Source organism: Allobosea sp. GW822-FHT05A11 (assembly GCF_058800455.1).
Genome location: NZ_JBXAMI010000004.1, coordinates 303432 through 321107 on the forward strand (window position 1 = coordinate 303432; position 17676 = coordinate 321107).

Annotated in this window: 15 protein-coding genes; 10 read left to right on the forward strand and 5 right to left on the reverse strand. The window is 66.6% G+C overall.

Annotated elements, in window-relative coordinates; genetic code table 11:
- The first annotated feature begins 14 nt into the window (after positions 1-14).
- Positions 15-767 carry a VWA domain-containing protein gene (locus AC1RLU_RS15375; RefSeq protein ID WP_492796535.1) on the forward strand — a complete coding sequence of 251 codons (753 nt, stop codon included), beginning with the start codon at positions 15-17 and terminating at the stop codon, positions 765-767.
- On the forward strand, positions 764-1483 hold the full coding sequence (locus AC1RLU_RS15380) for a J domain-containing protein (RefSeq protein WP_492796537.1): 720 nt from the start codon (positions 764-766) through the stop codon (positions 1481-1483). The genes AC1RLU_RS15375 and AC1RLU_RS15380 overlap by 4 nt, the downstream gene beginning before the upstream one ends.
- A 58-nt stretch (positions 1484-1541) precedes the next feature.
- Here AC1RLU_RS15380 and AC1RLU_RS15385 read toward each other — a convergent pair whose 3' ends face one another.
- The gene (locus AC1RLU_RS15385) at positions 1542-3176 is read right to left on the reverse strand and encodes a D-alanyl-D-alanine carboxypeptidase (protein WP_091861181.1); all 1635 of its coding nucleotides are present in this window, start codon (positions 3174-3176) and stop codon (positions 1542-1544) included.
- Between the two features lie 296 nt (positions 3177-3472).
- Between AC1RLU_RS15385 and AC1RLU_RS15390 the strand changes: the two genes are divergently transcribed.
- Positions 3473-3820 carry a phasin family protein gene (locus AC1RLU_RS15390; protein ID WP_061967455.1) on the forward strand — a complete coding sequence of 116 codons (348 nt, stop codon included), beginning with the start codon at positions 3473-3475 and terminating at the stop codon, positions 3818-3820.
- Positions 3821-3861: 41 nt separating this feature from the next.
- Here the strand turns inward: AC1RLU_RS15390 and AC1RLU_RS15395 are convergent, their stop codons facing one another.
- Together AC1RLU_RS15395 and AC1RLU_RS15400 are read right to left on the reverse strand one after the other, a co-directional pair.
- Positions 3862-4416, reverse strand: coding sequence for a GNAT family N-acetyltransferase (locus tag AC1RLU_RS15395; RefSeq protein ID WP_492796539.1), 555 nt, complete (start codon positions 4414-4416; stop codon positions 3862-3864).
- Between the two features lie 62 nt (positions 4417-4478).
- Positions 4479-5177, reverse strand: coding sequence for a L,D-transpeptidase (locus tag AC1RLU_RS15400; protein ID WP_061967457.1), 699 nt, complete (start codon positions 5175-5177; stop codon positions 4479-4481).
- Positions 5178-5732: 555 nt separating this feature from the next.
- Here AC1RLU_RS15400 and AC1RLU_RS15405 point away from each other — a divergent pair.
- The 3 genes from AC1RLU_RS15405 (at position 5733) to AC1RLU_RS15415 (ending at position 11135) form a co-directional block, all read left to right on the forward strand.
- A complete protein-coding gene (locus tag AC1RLU_RS15405) occupies positions 5733-8900 on the forward strand; it encodes an autotransporter family protein (protein WP_492796541.1) in 3168 nt (1055 codons plus the stop codon).
- 216 nt (positions 8901-9116) lie between these two features.
- Positions 9117-10646, forward strand: a complete 1530-nt coding sequence (locus tag AC1RLU_RS15410) for a UxaA family hydrolase (RefSeq protein ID WP_091861170.1) — start codon at positions 9117-9119, stop codon at positions 10644-10646.
- A gap of 96 nt (positions 10647-10742) precedes the next feature.
- Entirely contained in the window at positions 10743-11135 is a 393-nt protein-coding gene (locus tag AC1RLU_RS15415) for a hypothetical protein (RefSeq protein ID WP_061967462.1), read from the forward strand.
- Between the two features lie 129 nt (positions 11136-11264).
- Here AC1RLU_RS15415 and AC1RLU_RS15420 read toward each other — a convergent pair whose 3' ends face one another.
- Positions 11265-12449 (reverse strand): aminotransferase, encoded by a 1185-nt coding sequence (locus AC1RLU_RS15420; RefSeq protein ID WP_492796543.1) that lies wholly within the window; start codon positions 12447-12449, stop codon positions 11265-11267.
- A gap of 106 nt (positions 12450-12555) precedes the next feature.
- On the opposite strand from AC1RLU_RS15420, the gene AC1RLU_RS15425 reads away from it, so the two are divergent.
- Together AC1RLU_RS15425 and AC1RLU_RS15430 are read left to right on the forward strand one after the other, a co-directional pair.
- Positions 12556-13320 (forward strand): SIR2 family NAD-dependent protein deacylase, encoded by a 765-nt coding sequence (locus tag AC1RLU_RS15425; RefSeq protein ID WP_492796545.1) that lies wholly within the window; start codon positions 12556-12558, stop codon positions 13318-13320.
- A gap of 92 nt (positions 13321-13412) precedes the next feature.
- On the forward strand, positions 13413-14030 hold the full coding sequence (locus AC1RLU_RS15430) for a cold-shock protein (RefSeq protein ID WP_061967468.1): 618 nt from the start codon (positions 13413-13415) through the stop codon (positions 14028-14030).
- A gap of 116 nt (positions 14031-14146) precedes the next feature.
- On the opposite strand, the gene AC1RLU_RS15435 is transcribed toward AC1RLU_RS15430, so the two are convergent.
- On the reverse strand, positions 14147-14497 hold the full coding sequence (locus AC1RLU_RS15435; RefSeq protein WP_061967469.1) for a HesB/IscA family protein: 351 nt from the start codon (positions 14495-14497) through the stop codon (positions 14147-14149).
- Positions 14498-14597: 100 nt separating this feature from the next.
- Here AC1RLU_RS15435 and AC1RLU_RS15440 point away from each other — a divergent pair, with 100 nt between their 5' ends.
- Together AC1RLU_RS15440 and argS are read left to right on the forward strand one after the other, a co-directional pair.
- Positions 14598-15839, forward strand: coding sequence for a deoxyguanosinetriphosphate triphosphohydrolase (locus AC1RLU_RS15440; protein ID WP_492796547.1), 1242 nt, complete (start codon positions 14598-14600; stop codon positions 15837-15839).
- A gap of 35 nt (positions 15840-15874) precedes the next feature.
- On the forward strand, positions 15875-17641 hold the full coding sequence (gene argS / locus AC1RLU_RS15445; protein WP_492796548.1) for an arginine--tRNA ligase: 1767 nt from the start codon (positions 15875-15877) through the stop codon (positions 17639-17641).
- Positions 17642-17676: the final 35 nt, after the last annotated feature.

The window sequence follows — 17676 nt, forward strand, 5'->3', positions numbered from 1 at the left end:
GATCGAAGGGGTCGATGAGCGAGAGGAAGGACCGTGCGGTCGGCAAGGCGGGAGCGACCGCGCCGGCGACGCATTCGCAGCCGGGCGAGATCGACCGTTTCCTCGGTGCGGCGAAGCAGCTTGCGCCGCTGGCGAGCGGGCAGGCGGGGCGACTGGTCTTCGCGCTCGACGCCACGATGAGCCGCCAGCCGACTTGGGACCTCGCCTGCTCGCTGCAGGCGCGGATGTTCGAGGTCACCTCCAGGACATCGGAATCTGGCGGCGGGCTCGCGGTGCAGCTCGTCTATTTCCGGGGCATCGGCGAATGCCGCGCGTCGGGCTGGGTCGGCGAGCCCGCGCGCTTGACCGGGCTGATGCGCGGTATCGCCTGCGAGGGCGGGCAGACCCAGATCGCCCGCGTGCTGCGCCATGTCCGCGACGAGGCGAAGGCCGTGCCGGTGCGGGCCTTCGTCTATGTCGGCGATGCGATGGAGGAGGATGTCGATGCGCTGGCGGCGCTTGCGGGAGAGCTCGGCCTGCGCGGGATCCGCGGCTTCGTCTTCCAGGAGGGGCATGATCCGGCGGCCAGCGGCGCCTTCGCGACGATCGCGCGATTGACCGGCGGCGCCCATGCCCGCTTCGACGTGAACGCGCCGGGCTCGCTGCTCGACCTCCTGCGCGGTGCGGCGGCCTATGCTGCCGGCGGACGCGAGGCGATGCTGCGGCTCGCCGGCTCGAATACGACCGTGAAAGGGTTGATCGCTGCCATGGATGGAGGCCACCGGTGAGCCTGCTTTACGGCGTTGCCGTGCTGATCCTGGTCTGGTGGCTGGCGAAGCTCTTTGCCGGATCGAATCCCAAGGTGCTGGCGCGGCTGGCGAAGACCGGTGGTGGTGTCGTTGCGCTCGGCGTGGCCGGGCTCCTGATGCTGCGCGGCCGGATGGACATGGCGATCTTCCTCGGCGGTGTCGGCGCCTGGCTGCTCGGCTGGAGCGCGACCGGGCCGGGCGGCATCCGCTTTCCCTGGGCCGATCGGGCCGGCCCGACCGCGGGCGCGACCTCGAAGGTCAGCTCCACCCTGCTGGAGATGGAGCTCGACCACGACAGCGGCGGGATGAGTGGCCGCGTCACGGCCGGCCCCTATGCCGGGCGGGTGCTCGACAGCCTGGGCGCGGACGATCTCGCCGCGCTGATGCGCGACTGCCTCACCCGCGATCCGGACGGAGCGCGGCTGCTAGAGGCATATCTCGACCGCCGGTCGCCCGGCTGGCGTGAAGACGCTCAGCGTGATGGAGACGCGGGGCAGGGCGGCGCGCCGGGCGCGGGCGCGATGTCGCAGCAGGAGGCCTACGATATCCTGGGGCTTCAGGCGGGGGCGGGCGAGGAGGCGGTCCGCGAAGCCCACCGGGCCCTGATGAAGCGCATCCACCCGGATGCCGGTGGCACCAGCGGCCTTGCCGCTCGCGTCAACCAGGCCAAGGACGTCCTTATGAAGCAGCGATAGGGACGGGCTCTGGGAGTGGGTCTGCGACATCTCGTGAACTCCTTTCCCTGGTCCTCGTTCAGCTGCGCGTGGCGAAGCAGGAGAAGCCGCCGCGCTTCAGCTTGTTGCAGGCGTTCTGCGCATCCTTCGAGTCGTCGAAGCCGGCGAAACGTGCCCGGAACAGGGTGGAGCCGCCCTTCTCGACCTTCTCGGTGAAGGGCGAGGCGCTGGCGAGCGAGGCCGAGGCCTTTGCCTTGGCACGAGCCAGGATTTCCTTGGCCTTGCCCTCGTCATCGGTGGCGCCGAGCTGGATCACCCATTTGCCGGAGGCGATGACGGCGGCCTGGTGCGACAGGACCGGTGCCGGCTCCGGAGCCTGCATCCTGGCGGGGGCCGCTTCAGCCTTGCGGGCAACCGGGGCCTCGGCCTTGGCTTCGGCGATCTTGACCGGCTCGGCGACCGGCTCAGGCACCTTGGCGATCGAGGAGGTGACGTCGACATTCGCCGGCGGGCGCAGGACCTTCGCGTCGGCTGGCTGGGCGCCGATCGACCAGCGCATGGCGGACGGCGTCGTCGTGGCAGCGACGGGGCGCATGCCGGAGATCTGCAGCGGCCTGCCACCGGCGACCGCGATCGGGCGCGGCGGCGCGATCGGCGTGGTGGTCGGCATCGGGGCATAGGCGCGGGCGGCGGCCGGGAGGGCCTGCGGCTCTTCAGCCTGCTGGCGCGGGCGCGGCACCGGGATCGGCGCCGGCTCGGCGGCGGCCTGCTGGATGGGAAGCGAGCGCGGCCGCTCTTCCGGCGCCGGAGCCTCGGCGACCATCACCGAGGCGCGGCCGCTGGTCGAGGCGCGGGGCAGGCTGGCAAGCACGAGATCGGTCATGATCTTGTCGCGCGAGGCGCCGGACCGACCGCCGAGTACGACCGAGACGACATGCCGGCCTTCCGACCTGGCCGAGGTCATCAGGTTGAAGCCGGAGGCGCGGGTGTAGCCGGTCTTGATGCCGTCGACGCCCTCGACCTTGCCGAGCAGACGGTTATGGCCGCGGATGGTGCGGCTGCCATACTGGAACGCCCGCATCGAGAAGAGCGGGTAGTATTTCGGGAAGCGCTCCTGGATGGCGCGGGCGAGGATCGTGAGGTCGCGCGCCGTCGTGATGTTCGGCGGGGAATGGGGCAGGCCGTGCGGGTTGTAGAAGCGGGTGGAGCCCATGCCGAGCGAGCGGGCCTTGCGCGTCATCTGGTCGGCGAAAGCCTCTTCGGAACCGGCGATGTTCTCTGCGACGACGACCGAGGAATCGTTGGCGGAAAGCGTGATCATGCTCTTGATCGCGTCCTCGACCGCGATGGTCGAGCCGGCGCGCAGGCCGAGCTTGGTCGGCGGCTGCGAGGCCGCATACGACGAGACCTTGAGCTCGGAATCCATGGTGAAGCGGCCGCGCTCCATCTGCTCGAACAGCATGTAGAGCGTCATGACCTTGGTCAGCGAGGCCGGAATGCGGGCGGCATCCTCGTTGACCGCATGCAGCGTGCGGCCGGTCTTCGCGTCGACCACCATCGCGGCATAAGGAGGGGTATAGCCGCCGCCTGCGTGACGGCGCTTGCGCGCCTCCGCAGGAGAGGACACGATCGTGGCCGCAATGGCGGCGACACCGACCAGACCCGCAACGGTTCGCAGACGCGACCGCCGCAACCCAACGCAACCAGACAACATGAACCCGCCTCGAACTCGCAACCATGGGCCGATCCCGCGCCTGGCTCATCGTGGCGCAGGGGACACAGTTGGAGAGGTTAGGCGGATGCGGTTACGGAGCCGTTAAAACTTGAACGGTTGCTAACGGAACGATCTGCGTTTGGTGCATTGCAGCGTTCTCTTGACATTCATGCTGCAATGCACAATATGCAGTCAGTCCCCGGTGGTGATCACGGTCACACGACCTTGGGGCGACATATCGGGCCGATCCGGCCTATCACCTGAGGCGGCACCGCAGAGTGCCGAGGAGACGACCCATGATCCAGCAGTTCGAGACCATCCAGAAGGCTTCCAAGGACAACGTCGACGCCGCGCTGAAGGCTTTCGGCGCCACCTCGAAGGGCGTGCAGACGATCGCCGTCGAGACCACCGACTATGCCAAGAAGTCCTTCGAGGCCGGCACCGCCACGCTCGAGAAGCTCGCTGGCGTGAAGACCTTCGACAAGGCCCTCGAGATCCAGGCTGATTTCGTCAAGACCTCGTTCGAGGGCGCCGTTGCCCAGCTGACCAAGATGGGCGAACTCTACACCGCTCTCGCCAAGGACGCCTACAAGCCGTTCGAAGGCATCGTCTCGAAGGCCGTCCCGGCCGCTTCGAAGGCGTGATTTCAGCCGGCGGCTGGAAGGCTGCCAGAGCTTACGTGAGTTCAGTTGCTTTTTTGAGAGCCCCGGCCCGCAAGGCCGGGGTTTTTCGTTGGCGGTATTGCTTCCTGTTCGGCACGCACGGGAAGCCGCCTGGCCTGAAAGCCTGTCTTGGATTGCTCGAAGCCGGCGGCCTCGTAGAAGGCCAGCGTGGCCGGCTTCTTCGAGCCCGTCATCAGCATCGCCTTGTAGCATCCGGCGGCCCAGGTACGATCGAGAGCAGCCTTCAGGATCGCCTTTCCCAGCCCGCGGTTGCGATGGCCGGCGTCGGTAACGACATTCTCGATCAGCGCATAGGGCGTTCCGCCCCGGGTCAGGTTCGGGATGACGATCACGGTGCAGCTCGCGACCAGATCGGTGCCGAGGAGGCCGATCAGGACGGCGCTGCCCTCAAAATTCCGTAGCCGACCCAGAATATCCGCCGCCTCGTCATCCGGGCAGCGCGCGTCGTCCGGAACGAGGTGGCGGTAGAGATCGAGAAGCGCGGGCAGGTCGGCCTGCTCCGCTGGGCGAATGACGAGTTCGGTCATGCCGCAGGGATAGACGATCCCGCCGCTCATGAAAAACCCCGGCCGAGGGCCGGGGTTTTCAATGCAGCAGAATGTGCCTGAGATCTCCGGCCTCAAGCCGGAAGGACGACGACCTTCGTCTTCACCGGCGTCTGATCGTAGAGATCGATCATGTCCTGGCTCAGCAGGCCGACGCAGCCGCTGGTGATGCCGGAGCCAATCGATTCCTCGTCGCTCGAGGCATAGATCGTGTAGAGCGTGTATTTGCCGTTCTGATAGAGATGCAGCGTACGGGCTCCGAGCGGGTTGTCGAGACCTCCCGGCATGCCGCGCGCGTATTTGGCAGCCTCGGGCTGGCGCTTGATCATTTCCGGCGGGGGCGTCCAGGTCGCCCATTCGGATTTGCGCCCGACATAGGCGTCGCCGTTCCAGCGGAAGCCGTCGCGGCCGACATTGGCGCCGTAGCGGGTGGCGTTTCCGTCGCCCTCGATGCGATAGACGTAGTAATTGGCCGGATCGACGATGATGGTGCCGGGCTCTTCCTTGCTCTCGTAGCGGACGGTGCGGCGCCAGTATTTCCGATCGACCTTGGTGACGTCCGCGGCCGGGATCGCGAATTTCTTGTCGGGTACGGGTCCGTACATCTGCTGCGCTTCGGCGAGGCTCATGCCGTCGCCGGCGCAGCCGCCGAGCCCCAGCGCGCCGAGGCTGACGGCCGAACCGACCAGAAACGAGCGGCGGTCGACAAGCCCCGACCGGCGCCCGAACGAAGCCACCTCGCCGACACCGGCATTCCTACCATCGATGATCATGATTTTGGACTTCCCATGTCCTGACTGCCGCACAAGGCGATGCTCCCGCATACACCTGTCGAATGTCTTAACCAACCCGAGATTGCCGTCAGACGAGACGGCTGGCAAGCGCGAGCCTTCGCTGCGCAGGACTGGCGCTGCGCCGGAGCCGATCGCGTCTACGCGGCTTGGCAGGGCGATCGCGTCTCGCTGGGCCTCATCCAATCCGATCGCCGGCCTCGGCATCCGCATGGCCCAGGAAACGACATCCGATGAACGTCGCGAGACAGTATGGATGTCCGGCCGAGCCAACATCGTGATCCGAGTTGAGGTTCGTGCGCGCTTAGCCATGGCGCCGCTAAGCAATAGTTTGCTCCGGCTCTCCGATGAGCAACGGTATATTACCATGGGTCAAGTTGGGGCGATTTATTCCAGTGGTTTTGATTTGAATTGTTGCACCCGGGCTTAAGTATGCGCAAAATTCGGCGCTGGACTGGAGAAAAAGACCCTCCCAATATTGGCTGATAATGATCGGTGAGTCGTGCGGATACCGAACGCGATGATCGGTTATCCGGCATGCGACGCGAAGGGGACAGGGAATTGCCCAATCTCAACCGCGCACGCTCTTTTACCTGGCTGTCAACCACCTCGTTGCTCGCCACAGCAATGCTGTCGGGCACGGCCGCAGCAGGATGCGGCGCAACATCCGCTGGCAACGATACCGTCGTCTGCGATGCGGGCCCGCCCGATCCGACGCTCGCCCCGGTCGACCTCCAGGCTGGCGACGACCTTCTCACCGTCAACGGCGGCACCTACAGCGCCGGCATCACGGGGGGAGCGGGAACCAAGACGGTCGTCATCGCCGGCGGCAGTATCGCGAGCTATCTCAACACGATCGGCACCAGCCTGATCACCTTCCCGGCGGGCAGCACCGCGACAATCACCGGCGGCGTCACGACCGGCCCTGGCGCCGACCGTTTCGAGATCAACGCCGGCACGGTCGGCGGCGCGGTCAGCCAGGGGAGCGGCATCGACAGCTTCATCATGACCGGGGGCAGCATCGGCTCGCTGGCCCAGGGCGACCAGCGCGACACCTTCTTCATGTCCGGCGGCACGATCGTCGGCGCCTTCGAGGACGGCGACGTCGCCGTCATGACCGGCGGCACCATCGGCCGCGTCGACATGAAGCTCGACAACAACGTCTTCGACATGTCCGGCGGCCGGATCAACGGCAATCTGGTGACCGGCTTCGGCAATGACACGATCACGATCTCGGGCGGCTCGATCGGCGGCAATATCAGTGTCAGCGGCGGCACCGACAGCGTCACCGTGACCGGCGGTGCGATCGGCGGCGAGATCCGGATGAGCACCGGCGCGGATACCTTTCTGTGGCAGGGCGGCGGTACGATCGGCGGCCTGATCGATATGGGCACCGACAACGACACGGTGACACTGCGAAACCTGGGCGCCGGCACGATTTCTCCGACGCAGCGCATTGCAGGCGGCGACGGCACCGACCTGCTGATACTTGCCGGGAACGGCCCAGCCTCCGTCAGCGCAAGCTCGATCACCGGCTTCGAGATTCTGAACAAGATCGAGCCGGGAACGTGGACCCTCGATGGCTCGCTGACCGATATCCAGGTGGCGACAGTGCAGCAGGGCACGCTGCGCCTCATCGGCAACAACGCTGCCTATATCGGCCGGATGATCGTCGATCCGGCCGGCACGCTCGAAGGCCCGGCGCAGGGAATCACCCCGGCGGTGACGAATAACGGCCTCGTTCGCTTCACGCAGCCGGATGTCGCAACCTATGCCGGGACGATCAGCGGCACCGGCGCGGTCGAGAAGACCGGGGCGGGCACGACGATCCTGACCGGGTCCAACAGCTATTCCGGCGGCACCACCATCACCCAGGGCACGCTTCAGCTCGGTGCGGGAGGGACCAGCGGCAGCATTCTCGGCAATGTCAGCAATAGTGGCAGGCTTGCTTTCAACCGTTCCGACATCCTCACGTTCGCGGGCACGGTCTCGGGCATGGGCGCGCTCGCCCAGATCGGCTCGGGCACGACGGTGCTGACGGCAAACAATCCCTATTCCGGCACAACGACCGTCTCCGCCGGCACCCTGGCCGTCGGCAATGCGGCCAACCCGGCGGCTGCACTCTCCGGCGGCGGGGCCGTCTCCGTCGCATCCGGCGCGACGCTCGGCGGCTATGGCAGCGTGGCGGGATCGGTCAGCAACAACGGCCGGATCGCGGTGGCCGACGCCGTGGCGGCTTTCGCCGGGAGCGCCAAGGGCAATTTCACCATCGGCGGCACGCTCACCAATGCCGGCCTGGCACAGGTCGGCGGCAGCGGGATCGGCAATACGCTGACGGTCTCGAACTATATCGGCCAGAGCGGCACCGTCGCGCTGAACACCTTCCTGGGCACGGATGGATCGCCCTCGGATCGGCTCGTGATCGATGGCGGCACTGCGAGCGGCACGTCACGGCTTGCGATCACCAATGTCGGCGGGCCCGGAGCCACCACGACAGGCAACGGTATCCTGGTGGTCGACGCCATCAACGGCGCAACGACGAATGCAGGGGCCTTCGCGCTGGCGGGGCCGGTTGCGGCCGGCGCTTATGAGTATGTCCTGTTCCACGGCGGCGCGACGGCGGGCTCGACACAGAACTGGTATCTGCGCAACCAGATCGAGCCGGTGGCTCCGGATGTGACGCCGCCGGTCGCCGCTCCGGGGAGCCCTTCGTTGCCGCCGGCGCCGCCCGCCGGTTCGGCACCGGTCCCGCTCTACCGGCCTGAGGTGCCTGTCTATGCGGCCATTCCGGCCACGGCACGCCGTCTCGGCCTGGCGACGCTCGGGACGTTCCATCAGCGGAGGGGCGAGCAGAGCCTGCTTAGCAGTCAGGGGAGCTTCTCGGCGGGTTGGGGGCGCGTCTTCGGCGAGCGCATGGATCAGCGCTGGTCCGGCACCGTCGACCCCGAGTTCAACGGCCGTATCTGGGGTCTCCAGACCGGCCTCGATCTCCTTGCCATCGATCGGGCGAGCGGGCACCGCGACAGCTTCGGTCTGTTTTACGGATTTGCCCGCGCCGAGGGCGATATTCGGGGCTTCGCACTCGGCCAGCTCCGCAGCAAGGTCGGCAAGCTCGATCTCGATTCGAACAGCCTGGGCGCCTACTGGACGCATGTCGGCCCGTCAGGCTGGTATCTGGACACGGTCGTGATGCATAGCTGGCTCGATGGCAGCGGTGGCTCGGACCGTGGGGTGCGCGCCGATATCGGCGGCTCGGCCGTCACCGCCTCGGTGGAAGGCGGCTATCCGCTGGCTCTCGGCGCAGGTTTCGTGCTGGAGCCACAGGCGCAACTGATCTGGCAACACCTCTCGCTGGACCGAACCCGGGACCGGTTTTCCGCAGTTTCCTTCGACGATGGCGACAGCTTCACCGGCCGTATCGGCGCCCGCCTGCAGACGAGCTTCCTGATCGGCTCCTCACAGATCCAACCCTATCTCACCGCCAATCTCTGGCACAATTTCAGCCGCACCGACAAAGTCACATTCGACGCGGTCGATGTGATCCCGACCCGATTCCGGGGCTCGTCCCTCGAGGTCGGCGGCGGGATCGTCGCTAAAGTAACCTCCAACGTCAGTCTCTATGCCGCGGGCGGCTATACGACTGCGCTTGGCGATGACAAGGGTCACAGCATCCAGGGCAACCTTGGCCTGCGCGTCACCTGGTAGGCATCTCAAGCTGAAGGTCGTGCTCTGCGGAGCGTGAATTCCAGCATGGCCACGCGAGGGTCGAAATCAGGCTGTGCCCAGGCCGGCGGCTTTTCGTCCCGTACACGGCGGCGCATGGCCGTTTCCTGATTTGAACCGATTGAAAACACCGGCGGTTGGGGGCATCTCTAGAGACGTGCGCCGCCGTCGCGGCGCCGAGAGGTTCCGGTTTCCGCCATGCTCGACAAATCCGCGCCGCCCCGCACGCTCAAGCTCAACGCTGCCGACAACGTCGTCGTCGCGGTCGATCCCGTCGATCTCGGCGTGACGGCGGCCGGGGTCGAGGCGCTGAAGCGCATTCCGCGCGGGCACAAGATGGCGATCGTGCCGATCGCCAAGGACCAGCCGATCCGCAAGTTCGGCCAGATCATCGGCTTCGCGACGGCCGATATCGTGCCGGGCGATTGGGTGCACGAGCACAATACCGGCTTCCACGCCTTCGATCGCGACTATGCCTTCGCTGCGGAGGCAAAACCCGAATTCGTCCTGCCGGTCGAGCAGCAGGCGACCTTCGAGGGCTTCCGCCGCGCCAATGGCAAGGCCGGCACGCGCAACTATGTGGGCATCCTGACCTCGGTGAACTGCTCGGCCTCGGCCGCGCGCTTCATGGCCGAGGAGGTGAAGCGCTCCGGGCTGCTGGCCGACTATCCCAATGTCGACGGCGTGATCGCGCTGACCCACGGCACCGGCTGCGGCATCGACTACAACGGCGAGAGCTTCGAGGTGCTGAAGCGGACGACCTGGGGCTATGCCTGCAACCCGAACATGGCGGCGGTGCTCGTCGTCGGCCTCGGCTGCGAGGGCTTCCAGATCAGCCGCATGAAGGAAGCTTATGGCGTCACGGAAAGCGACGTCTTCCGCACCCTGACGATCCAGGAGACCGGCGGCACGAAGAAGGCGGTCGCCGCCGGCATCGATGCGCTGAAGGTGATGCTGCCGATCGCCAACAAGGCGGTGCGCGAGACGGTGCCGGCCTCCGAACTGATGCTGGCCCTGCAATGCGGCGGCTCGGACGGCTATTCCGGCATCACCGCCAATCCGGCGCTGGGCGCGGCCGTCGATATCCTCGTCGAGCACGGCGGCACGGCGATCCTCTCCGAGACGCCAGAGATCTATGGCGCCGAGCATCTGCTGACGCGCCGCGCGGCGACGCGCGAGGTCGGCGAGAAGCTCGTCGGCATTATCAAGTGGTGGGAGGATTACACCGCGCGCGCCCGGATGAGCATGAACAACAACCCCTCGCCGGGGAACAAGGCGGGCGGGCTCACCACGATCCTGGAGAAGTCGCTGGGCGCGGCTGCCAAGGGCGGTACCAAGACGCTCTCGGCCGTCTACCACTATGCCGAGCCGGTGAAGGCGAAGGGCTTCGTCTACATGGACACCCCCGGCTACGACCCGGTCTCGGCGACAGGCCAGGTGGCGGGCGGCGCCAATATCCTCGCCTTCACCACGGGTCGCGGCTCGGCTTATGGCTGCAAGCCGACGCCCTCGGTCAAGCTCGCGACCAACACGCCGATGTATCTGAAGCAGACCGACGACATGGACATCAATTGCGGCGATGTGCTCGACGGCGTGACGCTGGAGGAAAAGGGTCGCGAAATCTTCGACTACCTGCTGCGCGTCGCTTCGGGCGAGCACTCCAAGTCGGAAGAGATGGGTTACGGCGATGCCGAGTTCGTGCCCTGGCAGATCGGCGCGACGATGTAGTTTTTCAGCGCGCCGATTGAACCCGGCGCGCGGTCGAGGCGACCAAGAATGGCTCCGGCGCTGCCGGGGCCATTTCTTTTGTCGGCTCGGATCTCCATGAAGACCTTTTTTCTCGTCACCATCCCGCGCGTCCTGCTCGGGGTGATCTTCCTCATCAGCGCCGTCGACGGCTTCTGGTGGCTCGCCACGGGCATGAACCTGATCCATCCGCCGACCAGCCCGCGTGGCGTCGTGTTCGAGACCGCCCTGCAGGATTCCGGCTTCCTCTGGCCCTTCCTGAAGGCGGTTAATCTCACTGGCGCGCTCAGCCTGATCGCGAATGTCGTGCCGGCCTTCGGCTTGGCGCTGATTGCGCCCGTGATGGCGGTGATCGTGCTGTTCCACGCCACGATCAACCCGCAGGGCCTGCCGGTCGCGGTCATTCTCGTGGTGCTGGGCTCGATGCTGGTCTGGGCCTATCGCGATCGCTATGCGGCGCTGTTCCGGTAAGCCTGCGACCCATTCTTGCGTCATGGTCGGGCTTGTCCCGACCATCCACATCTTCCTTCAGCGCGGGCGGTGTTCAAGACGTGGATGCTCGCCACAAGGGCGAGCATGACGGCGCGGCTGGCCTGTCTGTCAGAGCGAAAAGCCTGTCAGCCGCTCGCGCAACCCTTCGATCCTGTCGGCCGCGACATTGGCGATGGCGATGCGCAGGTGGTTCTCCTGTCCCGGGCCGAAATACGGGCCGGGCAGGGCGAGCACGCCGCAATCCGCGACGAGGCGGCGCGCCACCTCGGCCGCCTTCACGCCCTCGAAGGGGTGCGCGACATAGGCGAAATAGGCGCCGGCCGAGAGCACGCGCCAGCCGTTGAGCGGTGCCATCGCCTGGCGGAAAAGATCAGCACGGGCGTTGATCTCGGCGCGGTTGCGCTCGCGCCAGTCGCGGATGCCGTCGATACCCCAGGTCACGGCGGCCTGGCCGGCCCGGACCGGGCTGATCTGGACGCAGTCGAGCACCTTGCCGATCTGGGCGAGCGCCGGCTCGCCGGCCGTGATCGCGCCAAGGCGCCAGCCGGGAATCGCATAGGCCTTCGAGAAGCTGTAGAGGCCGATCACCGAATCCTGCCAGCTCGTTGTGGCGAAGACTTCATGCGGCTTCGCAACGTCCGCGGGCAGGAAATCGCGATAGGTCTCGTCCAGTACAAGCCAGATGCCGCGCCTTGCGCAGAGCGCGGCGAAGGTTGCGATGGTCTCAGGCGAATAGACCGCGCCGGTCGGGTTGTTGGGTGTTACCAGCACGATCGCGCGGGTGCGCTCGTCGATCAACGCCTCGGCGGTCGCGGCATCCGGCACGAAGCCGGCTTCCGGCGCGCAAGGCAGCGGGCGGGCCTCGACGCCGAGCATGGTCAGCGTCATCTCATGGTTGAAGTACCAGGGTGTCGGCAGCAGCACGTTGTCGCCGGCCCGCGCCAGCGCCATCATCGTCACGACATAGGCCTGGTTGCAGCCCGAGGTGATCGCGACCTCGGTCGGCTTGAAGGTCGTGCCGTAGATGCGGGAGATCTCGGCGGCATAAGCCTCGCGCAAGCTCGCATCGCCGGTGATGCCGCCATAGCGCGTGTTGCCGGGCTCGGCCGCCGCAATGGCGAGCTTTTCGAGCAGAGCGGGCGGGGGCGGGGCGCCGGGCACCGCCTGCGAGAGATCGATCAGCGGGCCGCGGGCGCCGCCATAGGCGCGGGCCCAGCCTTGCGCCTCCGGGATCGGCGGCGTGCCGGTATCGATGAGATCGGGATTGAGCGAGGGGCTGGCGGTCGTCGGCATGGTCTCTCTGATTTGCTGCGTGCGTGCGCTGGCGTCAATCGCCTTGGAAGCGCAGCAAACCCGCGCCATATCTGGAGCACTTCCAATCCAGCGATCGGGCGAATGCATGCAGGACGAGACCGAGGATGCCATCGCGGCGTTGCATGCGCTGCTCGACCGGGCGGACAGCATCGTCAGCTTCACTGGCGCCGGCATCTCGACTGAGTCCGGCGTGCCGGATTTCCGCACACCCGGTTCGCCCTGGATGGTCAACAAGCCGATCCCCTACGATGCCTTCGTCGAGAGCCGCGAGGTCCGTATCGAGGCCTGGCGCCGCAAATTTACGATGGACGACCATTATCGCGGCGCCGCGCCGAACAGCGGCCATCAGGCGCTGGCCCGGCTGGTGGCGGAGGGGCGTTCGCCCGCCATCGTCACCCAGAATATCGATGGTTTGCACCAGGCTTCCGGCGTGCCCGAGGACAAGGTGATCGAGCTGCACGGCAACGGCACCTATGCGACCTGTCTGAACTGTGGCTGGCGGCATGAGCTGGCGGCGATCCGGCCCGCTTTCGAGGCCACCGGCGAGCCGCCGGAATGCACGATCTGCGCCGGACCGGTGAAATCGGCGACGATCTCCTTCGGGCAGGCGATGCCGCAGGAGGCGATGAAGCGGGCGCAGGGGTTCGCGCTGGAATGCGATCTCTTCCTCGTCGTCGGTTCGTCGCTCGTGGTCTATCCGGCCGCGACGCTGCCGGTGATCGCCAAGCGACAGGGCGCCAAGCTCGTCATCCTCAACCGCGAGCCGACGGAGCTCGATCCGGTGGCCGATCTCGTCATCCGCGCCGAGAGCGGGGCGGTGCTGGGAGGGCTCGCTTCCAGACCCGGATGATGTGGACGATTTTTCGGGGGCTGTTTCCTGAATCCGCAGCAATGGTATCGTGACAGCGCGAATCAAGCGTTGTGCGTGGGGGTGAGCGGCACATGTCCGACGAATTCGGTGAGAGCGGGCGGCCACCGATGGGTCCCATCCAGTCACTCAATCGCGTCGTGCGGCTCGATGGGGCGGGCGATCACGCGCCGGAGGTGCCGGTCGAGGTCACCGGCTACGTCAAGTGGTTCGACGTCTCCAAGGGCTATGGCTTCGTCGTTCCGGAGGCGGGCGGCGCCGACGTTCTGCTCCATGTCACGATCCTGAAACGCGACGGATTCAATACGATAGCCGAAGGCGCTCGCATCGTGCTCGAAGCCGTCGAGAAGCCGCGAGGCCGCCAGGCGGTGCGCGTGCTGTCGATCGATACCTCCTCCGGACGCCATCCGTCCGAGATGCCGATGGCGCGCACCAATGTCGCGGTGTCGCCGACGAGCGGGCTCGAGCGCATGGTGGTGAAGTGGTTCAACCGCCTGCGCGGTTTCGGCTTCGTCTCGAAGGGCGAGGGCGCGCCGGACATCTTCGTGCATATGGAGACGCTGCGCCGCTACGGGCTCGTCGAGCTGGTGCCGGGCCAGACCGTGCTGGTGCGCTATGGGCCGGGGCCGAAGGGCCTTATGGCCGCGGAAATCCACCTGGAGCAGGATGTGGCCGCGACGGCGGCGCATTAACTTTCCGGCTCGGTTGAATGAAAAAGGCGCCCCGTGGGCGCCTTTTCTTTTTGCCACGCAGGCTTGGCGTCATCCGCGGGGCAAGCCTAGGCAAGACGCCCGTCGATCGGCGGCCATCAAATCCCGAAGGACGTGCCGCAGCCGCAGGAACTCGTCGCGTTCGGGTTGGTGATCCGGAAGGACTGGCCGATCAGGTCGTCGACGAAATCGATGGTGCAGCCTTCGAGCAGGTCGAGCGAGGTCTCGTCGATCAGCACCTTGGCACCGTCGCGCTCGATCATGAGATCGTCTGGAGCTTTTTCCTGATCGATATCGAAGATGTACTGGAAGCCGGAGCAGCCGCCGCCGGCGACGCTGACACGCAGCATCGCGCCCGGCGCTTCGCTCGCCATCACCGAGAGAATGCGTTTCGCGGCATTTGCGGTCACCGCGATGCCGCGTGGATTGACCGCGAGATCGGTCGACATATTCGGGGCTCCTTGGGCAGATGCGCCTTGCACCCTGGTTACCCGGAAAGGTAATGGCCCGACAGCGGCTCTACAAGCATGGGGCCGCAACGAGGCTGCCATGCCCTATCCACAGAGCCCGACCCCGCCGGCCGGCCACGAGCCCGGAGAACGCTGGCGCGCGCGCTATGCCTGCCGCTCCAGCACGAGCCGCGGGCGCCTCGTGGCGGAGCCGGCCTCGGCGACGCGCGGCGAGTTCCAGCGCGACCGCGACCGCATCATCCATTCGACCGCCTTCCGACGGCTGAAGCACAAGACGCAGGTCTTCGTCTCGCATGAGGGCGACCACTATCGGACTCGCCTGACCCATACGATCGAGGTGGCGCAGATCGCCCGCGCCCTGGCGCGCGCGCTCGGCCTCGACGAGGACCTGGCCGAGGCCCTGGCGCTGGCCCATGACCTCGGCCACACGCCCTTCGGCCATACCGGCGAGGATGCGCTGGAAGAATGCATGGCCGGTTTCGGCGGCTTCGACCACAACGCCCAGACGCTCAGGATCGTGACGCGGCTGGAGCGGCGCTATGCCGATTTCGACGGGCTCAACCTGAGCTGGGAGACGCTCGAAGGACTGGTCAAGCATAACGGTCCGCTGCTCGACCACGCGGGCAGGCCGACGGCGCGCTATGTGAAGTCAGGCATCCCCGTCGCGATCGTCGAGTACCAGCAGCGCCAGGACCTCTGGCTCGACAGCTATGCCTCGGCCGAGGCGCAGGCCGCGGCGCTGGCCGACGACATCGCCTATAACGCCCATGACATCGACGACGGCCTGCGCGCCGGGCTGTTCGGCCATGCCGAGCTCAGGGCGGTGCCGTTCCTCGCCGAACTGCTCGACGAGATCGAGCGCTTGCATCCCGGGCTGGAGCGGGCGAGGGCGACGAACGAGCTGGTGCGACGGGTGATCACGCGCTTCGTCGAGGACGTGATCGCGGAATCGCAGAGACGTCTCGCGGCGCTGGCGCCAGATGATGCCGATGCGATCCGGAGGGCCGATGCACCCGTTATCGCCTTCTCGCCGGTGATCGAAGCGGCCGACCGCGACATCAAGGGCTTCCTCTACCCGAACATGTATCGCCATCCGCGCATCGCGCCGATCCGGGCCGATGCGGCACAGGTGGTGCGCGAGCTGTTCCAGCGCTTCAGCGCCGATCCGGCGGCGATGCCGGAGGAATGGGCGGCCGGCTGCGATCCGCTCGACGAACACCGTCGCGCGCGGCGTATTGCCGACTACATCGCCGGGATGACCGACTGGTACGCGCTCGACGAGCACCGCCGCCTGTTTGACGCCACCCCCTCGCTGCGATAGGGCCGGGCGGCTTCCCATCCGCAATCGTGGCCGCAATGAACCTGTTCGAGATCTATTCCGCCCGTCTTCACGCTGCGCTCTCGGCCCTCGCCGAGCGAGGCGCGCTTCCGGCCGGCCTCAATCTCGCGCGCGTCGTGGTCGAGCCGACCAAGGATCCGGCTCATGGCGATCTCGCCACCAATGCCGCGATGGTGCTGGCCAAGGATGCCGGCACCAACCCGCGTGCGCTGGCCACGCTGCTGGTCGAGGAATTGTCGAAGGACCCGGAGATCACCAAGGCGGAGATCGCCGGCCCCGGCTTCATCAACCTGACGCTGCAGCCGGTTGTGTTCACGGCGGTGCTGAAGACCGCGATCGAGGCGGGGCTGGATTACGGGCGCGGCGCGCCGAAGCCCGAGCCGAGGGTCAATGTCGAGTATGTCTCGGCCAACCCGACCGGGCCGATGCATGTCGGCCATGGCCGCGGCGCCGTGTTCGGCGATGCGCTGGCGAGCCTGCTCGCCTTCGCCGGCCATGACGTTACCCGCGAATACTACATCAACGATGCCGGCGCGCAGGTCGATGTGCTCGCCCGCTCCGCCTTCCTGCGCTACCGCGAGGCGCTGGGCGAGGATATCGGCCCGATCCCCGAGGGGCTTTATCCCGGCGATTACCTGGTCTCGGTCGGCAAGGCGCTTGCCGAGCAGTACGGTGATGCCCTTCGCGACAAGGCCGAGTGGGACTGGCTCCCGCTCGTCCGGCAGGCGGCGATCGACGGCATGATGGCGATGATCCGCGACGATCTCGCTGCGCTCGGCGTTGTCCACGACCTGTTTTTCTCGGAGCGTTCGCTGCAGGGCCGGGACGGCAATTCCAACGCGGTGCACCAGACCATCGAGGACCTGCGCTCGCGAGACCTTGTCTATGAAGGGCGCCTGCCGCCGCCGAAGGGCCAGAAGGACGAGGACTGGGAAGACCGCGAGCAGACCCTGTTCCGCGCCACCAAATTCGGCGACGATGTCGACCGGCCGCTGCTGAAATCGGATGGCAGCTACACCTATTTCGCCAACGACATCGCCTATCACCGCTCCAAGTTCGTGCGCGGCTTCCCCGAAATGATCGACGTCTGGGGCGCCGACCATGGCGGCTATGTCAAGCGCATGCAGGCGGCCGTGAAGGCGGTGACGGGCGGGCAGGGCTCGCTCGACGTCAAGCTCTGCCAGCTCGTGCGGCTGCTGCGCAACGGCGAGCAGGTCAGGATGTCGAAGCGCTCCGGCGATTTCGTCACGCTGCGCGAGGTCATCGACGAGGTCGGCCGCGATGCGGTGCGCTTCATGATGATCTTCCGCAAGAACGACGCGACGCTGGATTTCGATCTCGGCAAGGTGGTCGAGCAGTCGAAGGACAATCCGGTCTTCTACGTCCAGTACGCGCATGCGCGCTGCGCCTCGATCTTCCGGCAGGCGCGCGAGGTCTATCCCGATCTCGACCTGTCGTCGGCGGCGCTGGCCGGGGCCGATCTCTCGATCCTCGTCGACGAGGCCGAAGTCGGCATCATCAAGACGATCGCGGCCTATCCGCGAATCATCGAAGGTGCGGCGGCCGCGCACGAGCCGCATCGCGTGGCATTCTTCGTTCATGAACTGGCGAGCGCTTTCCACTCGCTCTGGAACAAGGGCAAAGACTCGCCGCAATTACGGTTCGTTAATCAAACTGATCGAAAGTCGACCTTGGCGAGGTTGGCGTTTGTGCATGCGGTGCGCAGCGTTCTTGCTTCCGGTCTGGCTGTCGCCGGAGTTGCGGCGCCGGAAGAGATGCGCTGACGGAGGTTTTTCCGCTGGCGCGCACAAGGTCAGGT

Coding starts and splice junctions, on each gene's coding strand:
- AC1RLU_RS15375 (WP_492796535.1), top strand. CDS start 15: ATGAGCGAGAGGAAGGACCGTGCGGTCGGCAAGGCGGGAGCGACCGCG.
- AC1RLU_RS15385 (WP_091861181.1), bottom strand. CDS start 3,176: ATGTTGTCTGGTTGCGTTGGGTTGCGGCGGTCGCGTCTGCGAACCGTT.
- AC1RLU_RS15390 (WP_061967455.1), top strand. CDS start 3,473: ATGATCCAGCAGTTCGAGACCATCCAGAAGGCTTCCAAGGACAACGTC.
- AC1RLU_RS15395 (WP_492796539.1), bottom strand. CDS start 4,416: ATGAGCGGCGGGATCGTCTATCCCTGCGGCATGACCGAACTCGTCATT.
- AC1RLU_RS15400 (WP_061967457.1), bottom strand. CDS start 5,177: ATGATCATCGATGGTAGGAATGCCGGTGTCGGCGAGGTGGCTTCGTTC.
- AC1RLU_RS15405 (WP_492796541.1), top strand. CDS start 5,733: ATGCGACGCGAAGGGGACAGGGAATTGCCCAATCTCAACCGCGCACGC.
- AC1RLU_RS15410 (WP_091861170.1), top strand. CDS start 9,117: ATGCTCGACAAATCCGCGCCGCCCCGCACGCTCAAGCTCAACGCTGCC.
- AC1RLU_RS15415 (WP_061967462.1), top strand. CDS start 10,743: ATGAAGACCTTTTTTCTCGTCACCATCCCGCGCGTCCTGCTCGGGGTG.
- AC1RLU_RS15420 (WP_492796543.1), bottom strand. CDS start 12,449: ATGCCGACGACCGCCAGCCCCTCGCTCAATCCCGATCTCATCGATACC.
- AC1RLU_RS15425 (WP_492796545.1), top strand. CDS start 12,556: ATGCAGGACGAGACCGAGGATGCCATCGCGGCGTTGCATGCGCTGCTC.
- AC1RLU_RS15430 (WP_061967468.1), top strand. CDS start 13,413: ATGTCCGACGAATTCGGTGAGAGCGGGCGGCCACCGATGGGTCCCATC.
- AC1RLU_RS15435 (WP_061967469.1), bottom strand. CDS start 14,497: ATGTCGACCGATCTCGCGGTCAATCCACGCGGCATCGCGGTGACCGCA.
- AC1RLU_RS15440 (WP_492796547.1), top strand. CDS start 14,598: ATGCCCTATCCACAGAGCCCGACCCCGCCGGCCGGCCACGAGCCCGGA.
- argS (WP_492796548.1), top strand. CDS start 15,875: ATGAACCTGTTCGAGATCTATTCCGCCCGTCTTCACGCTGCGCTCTCG.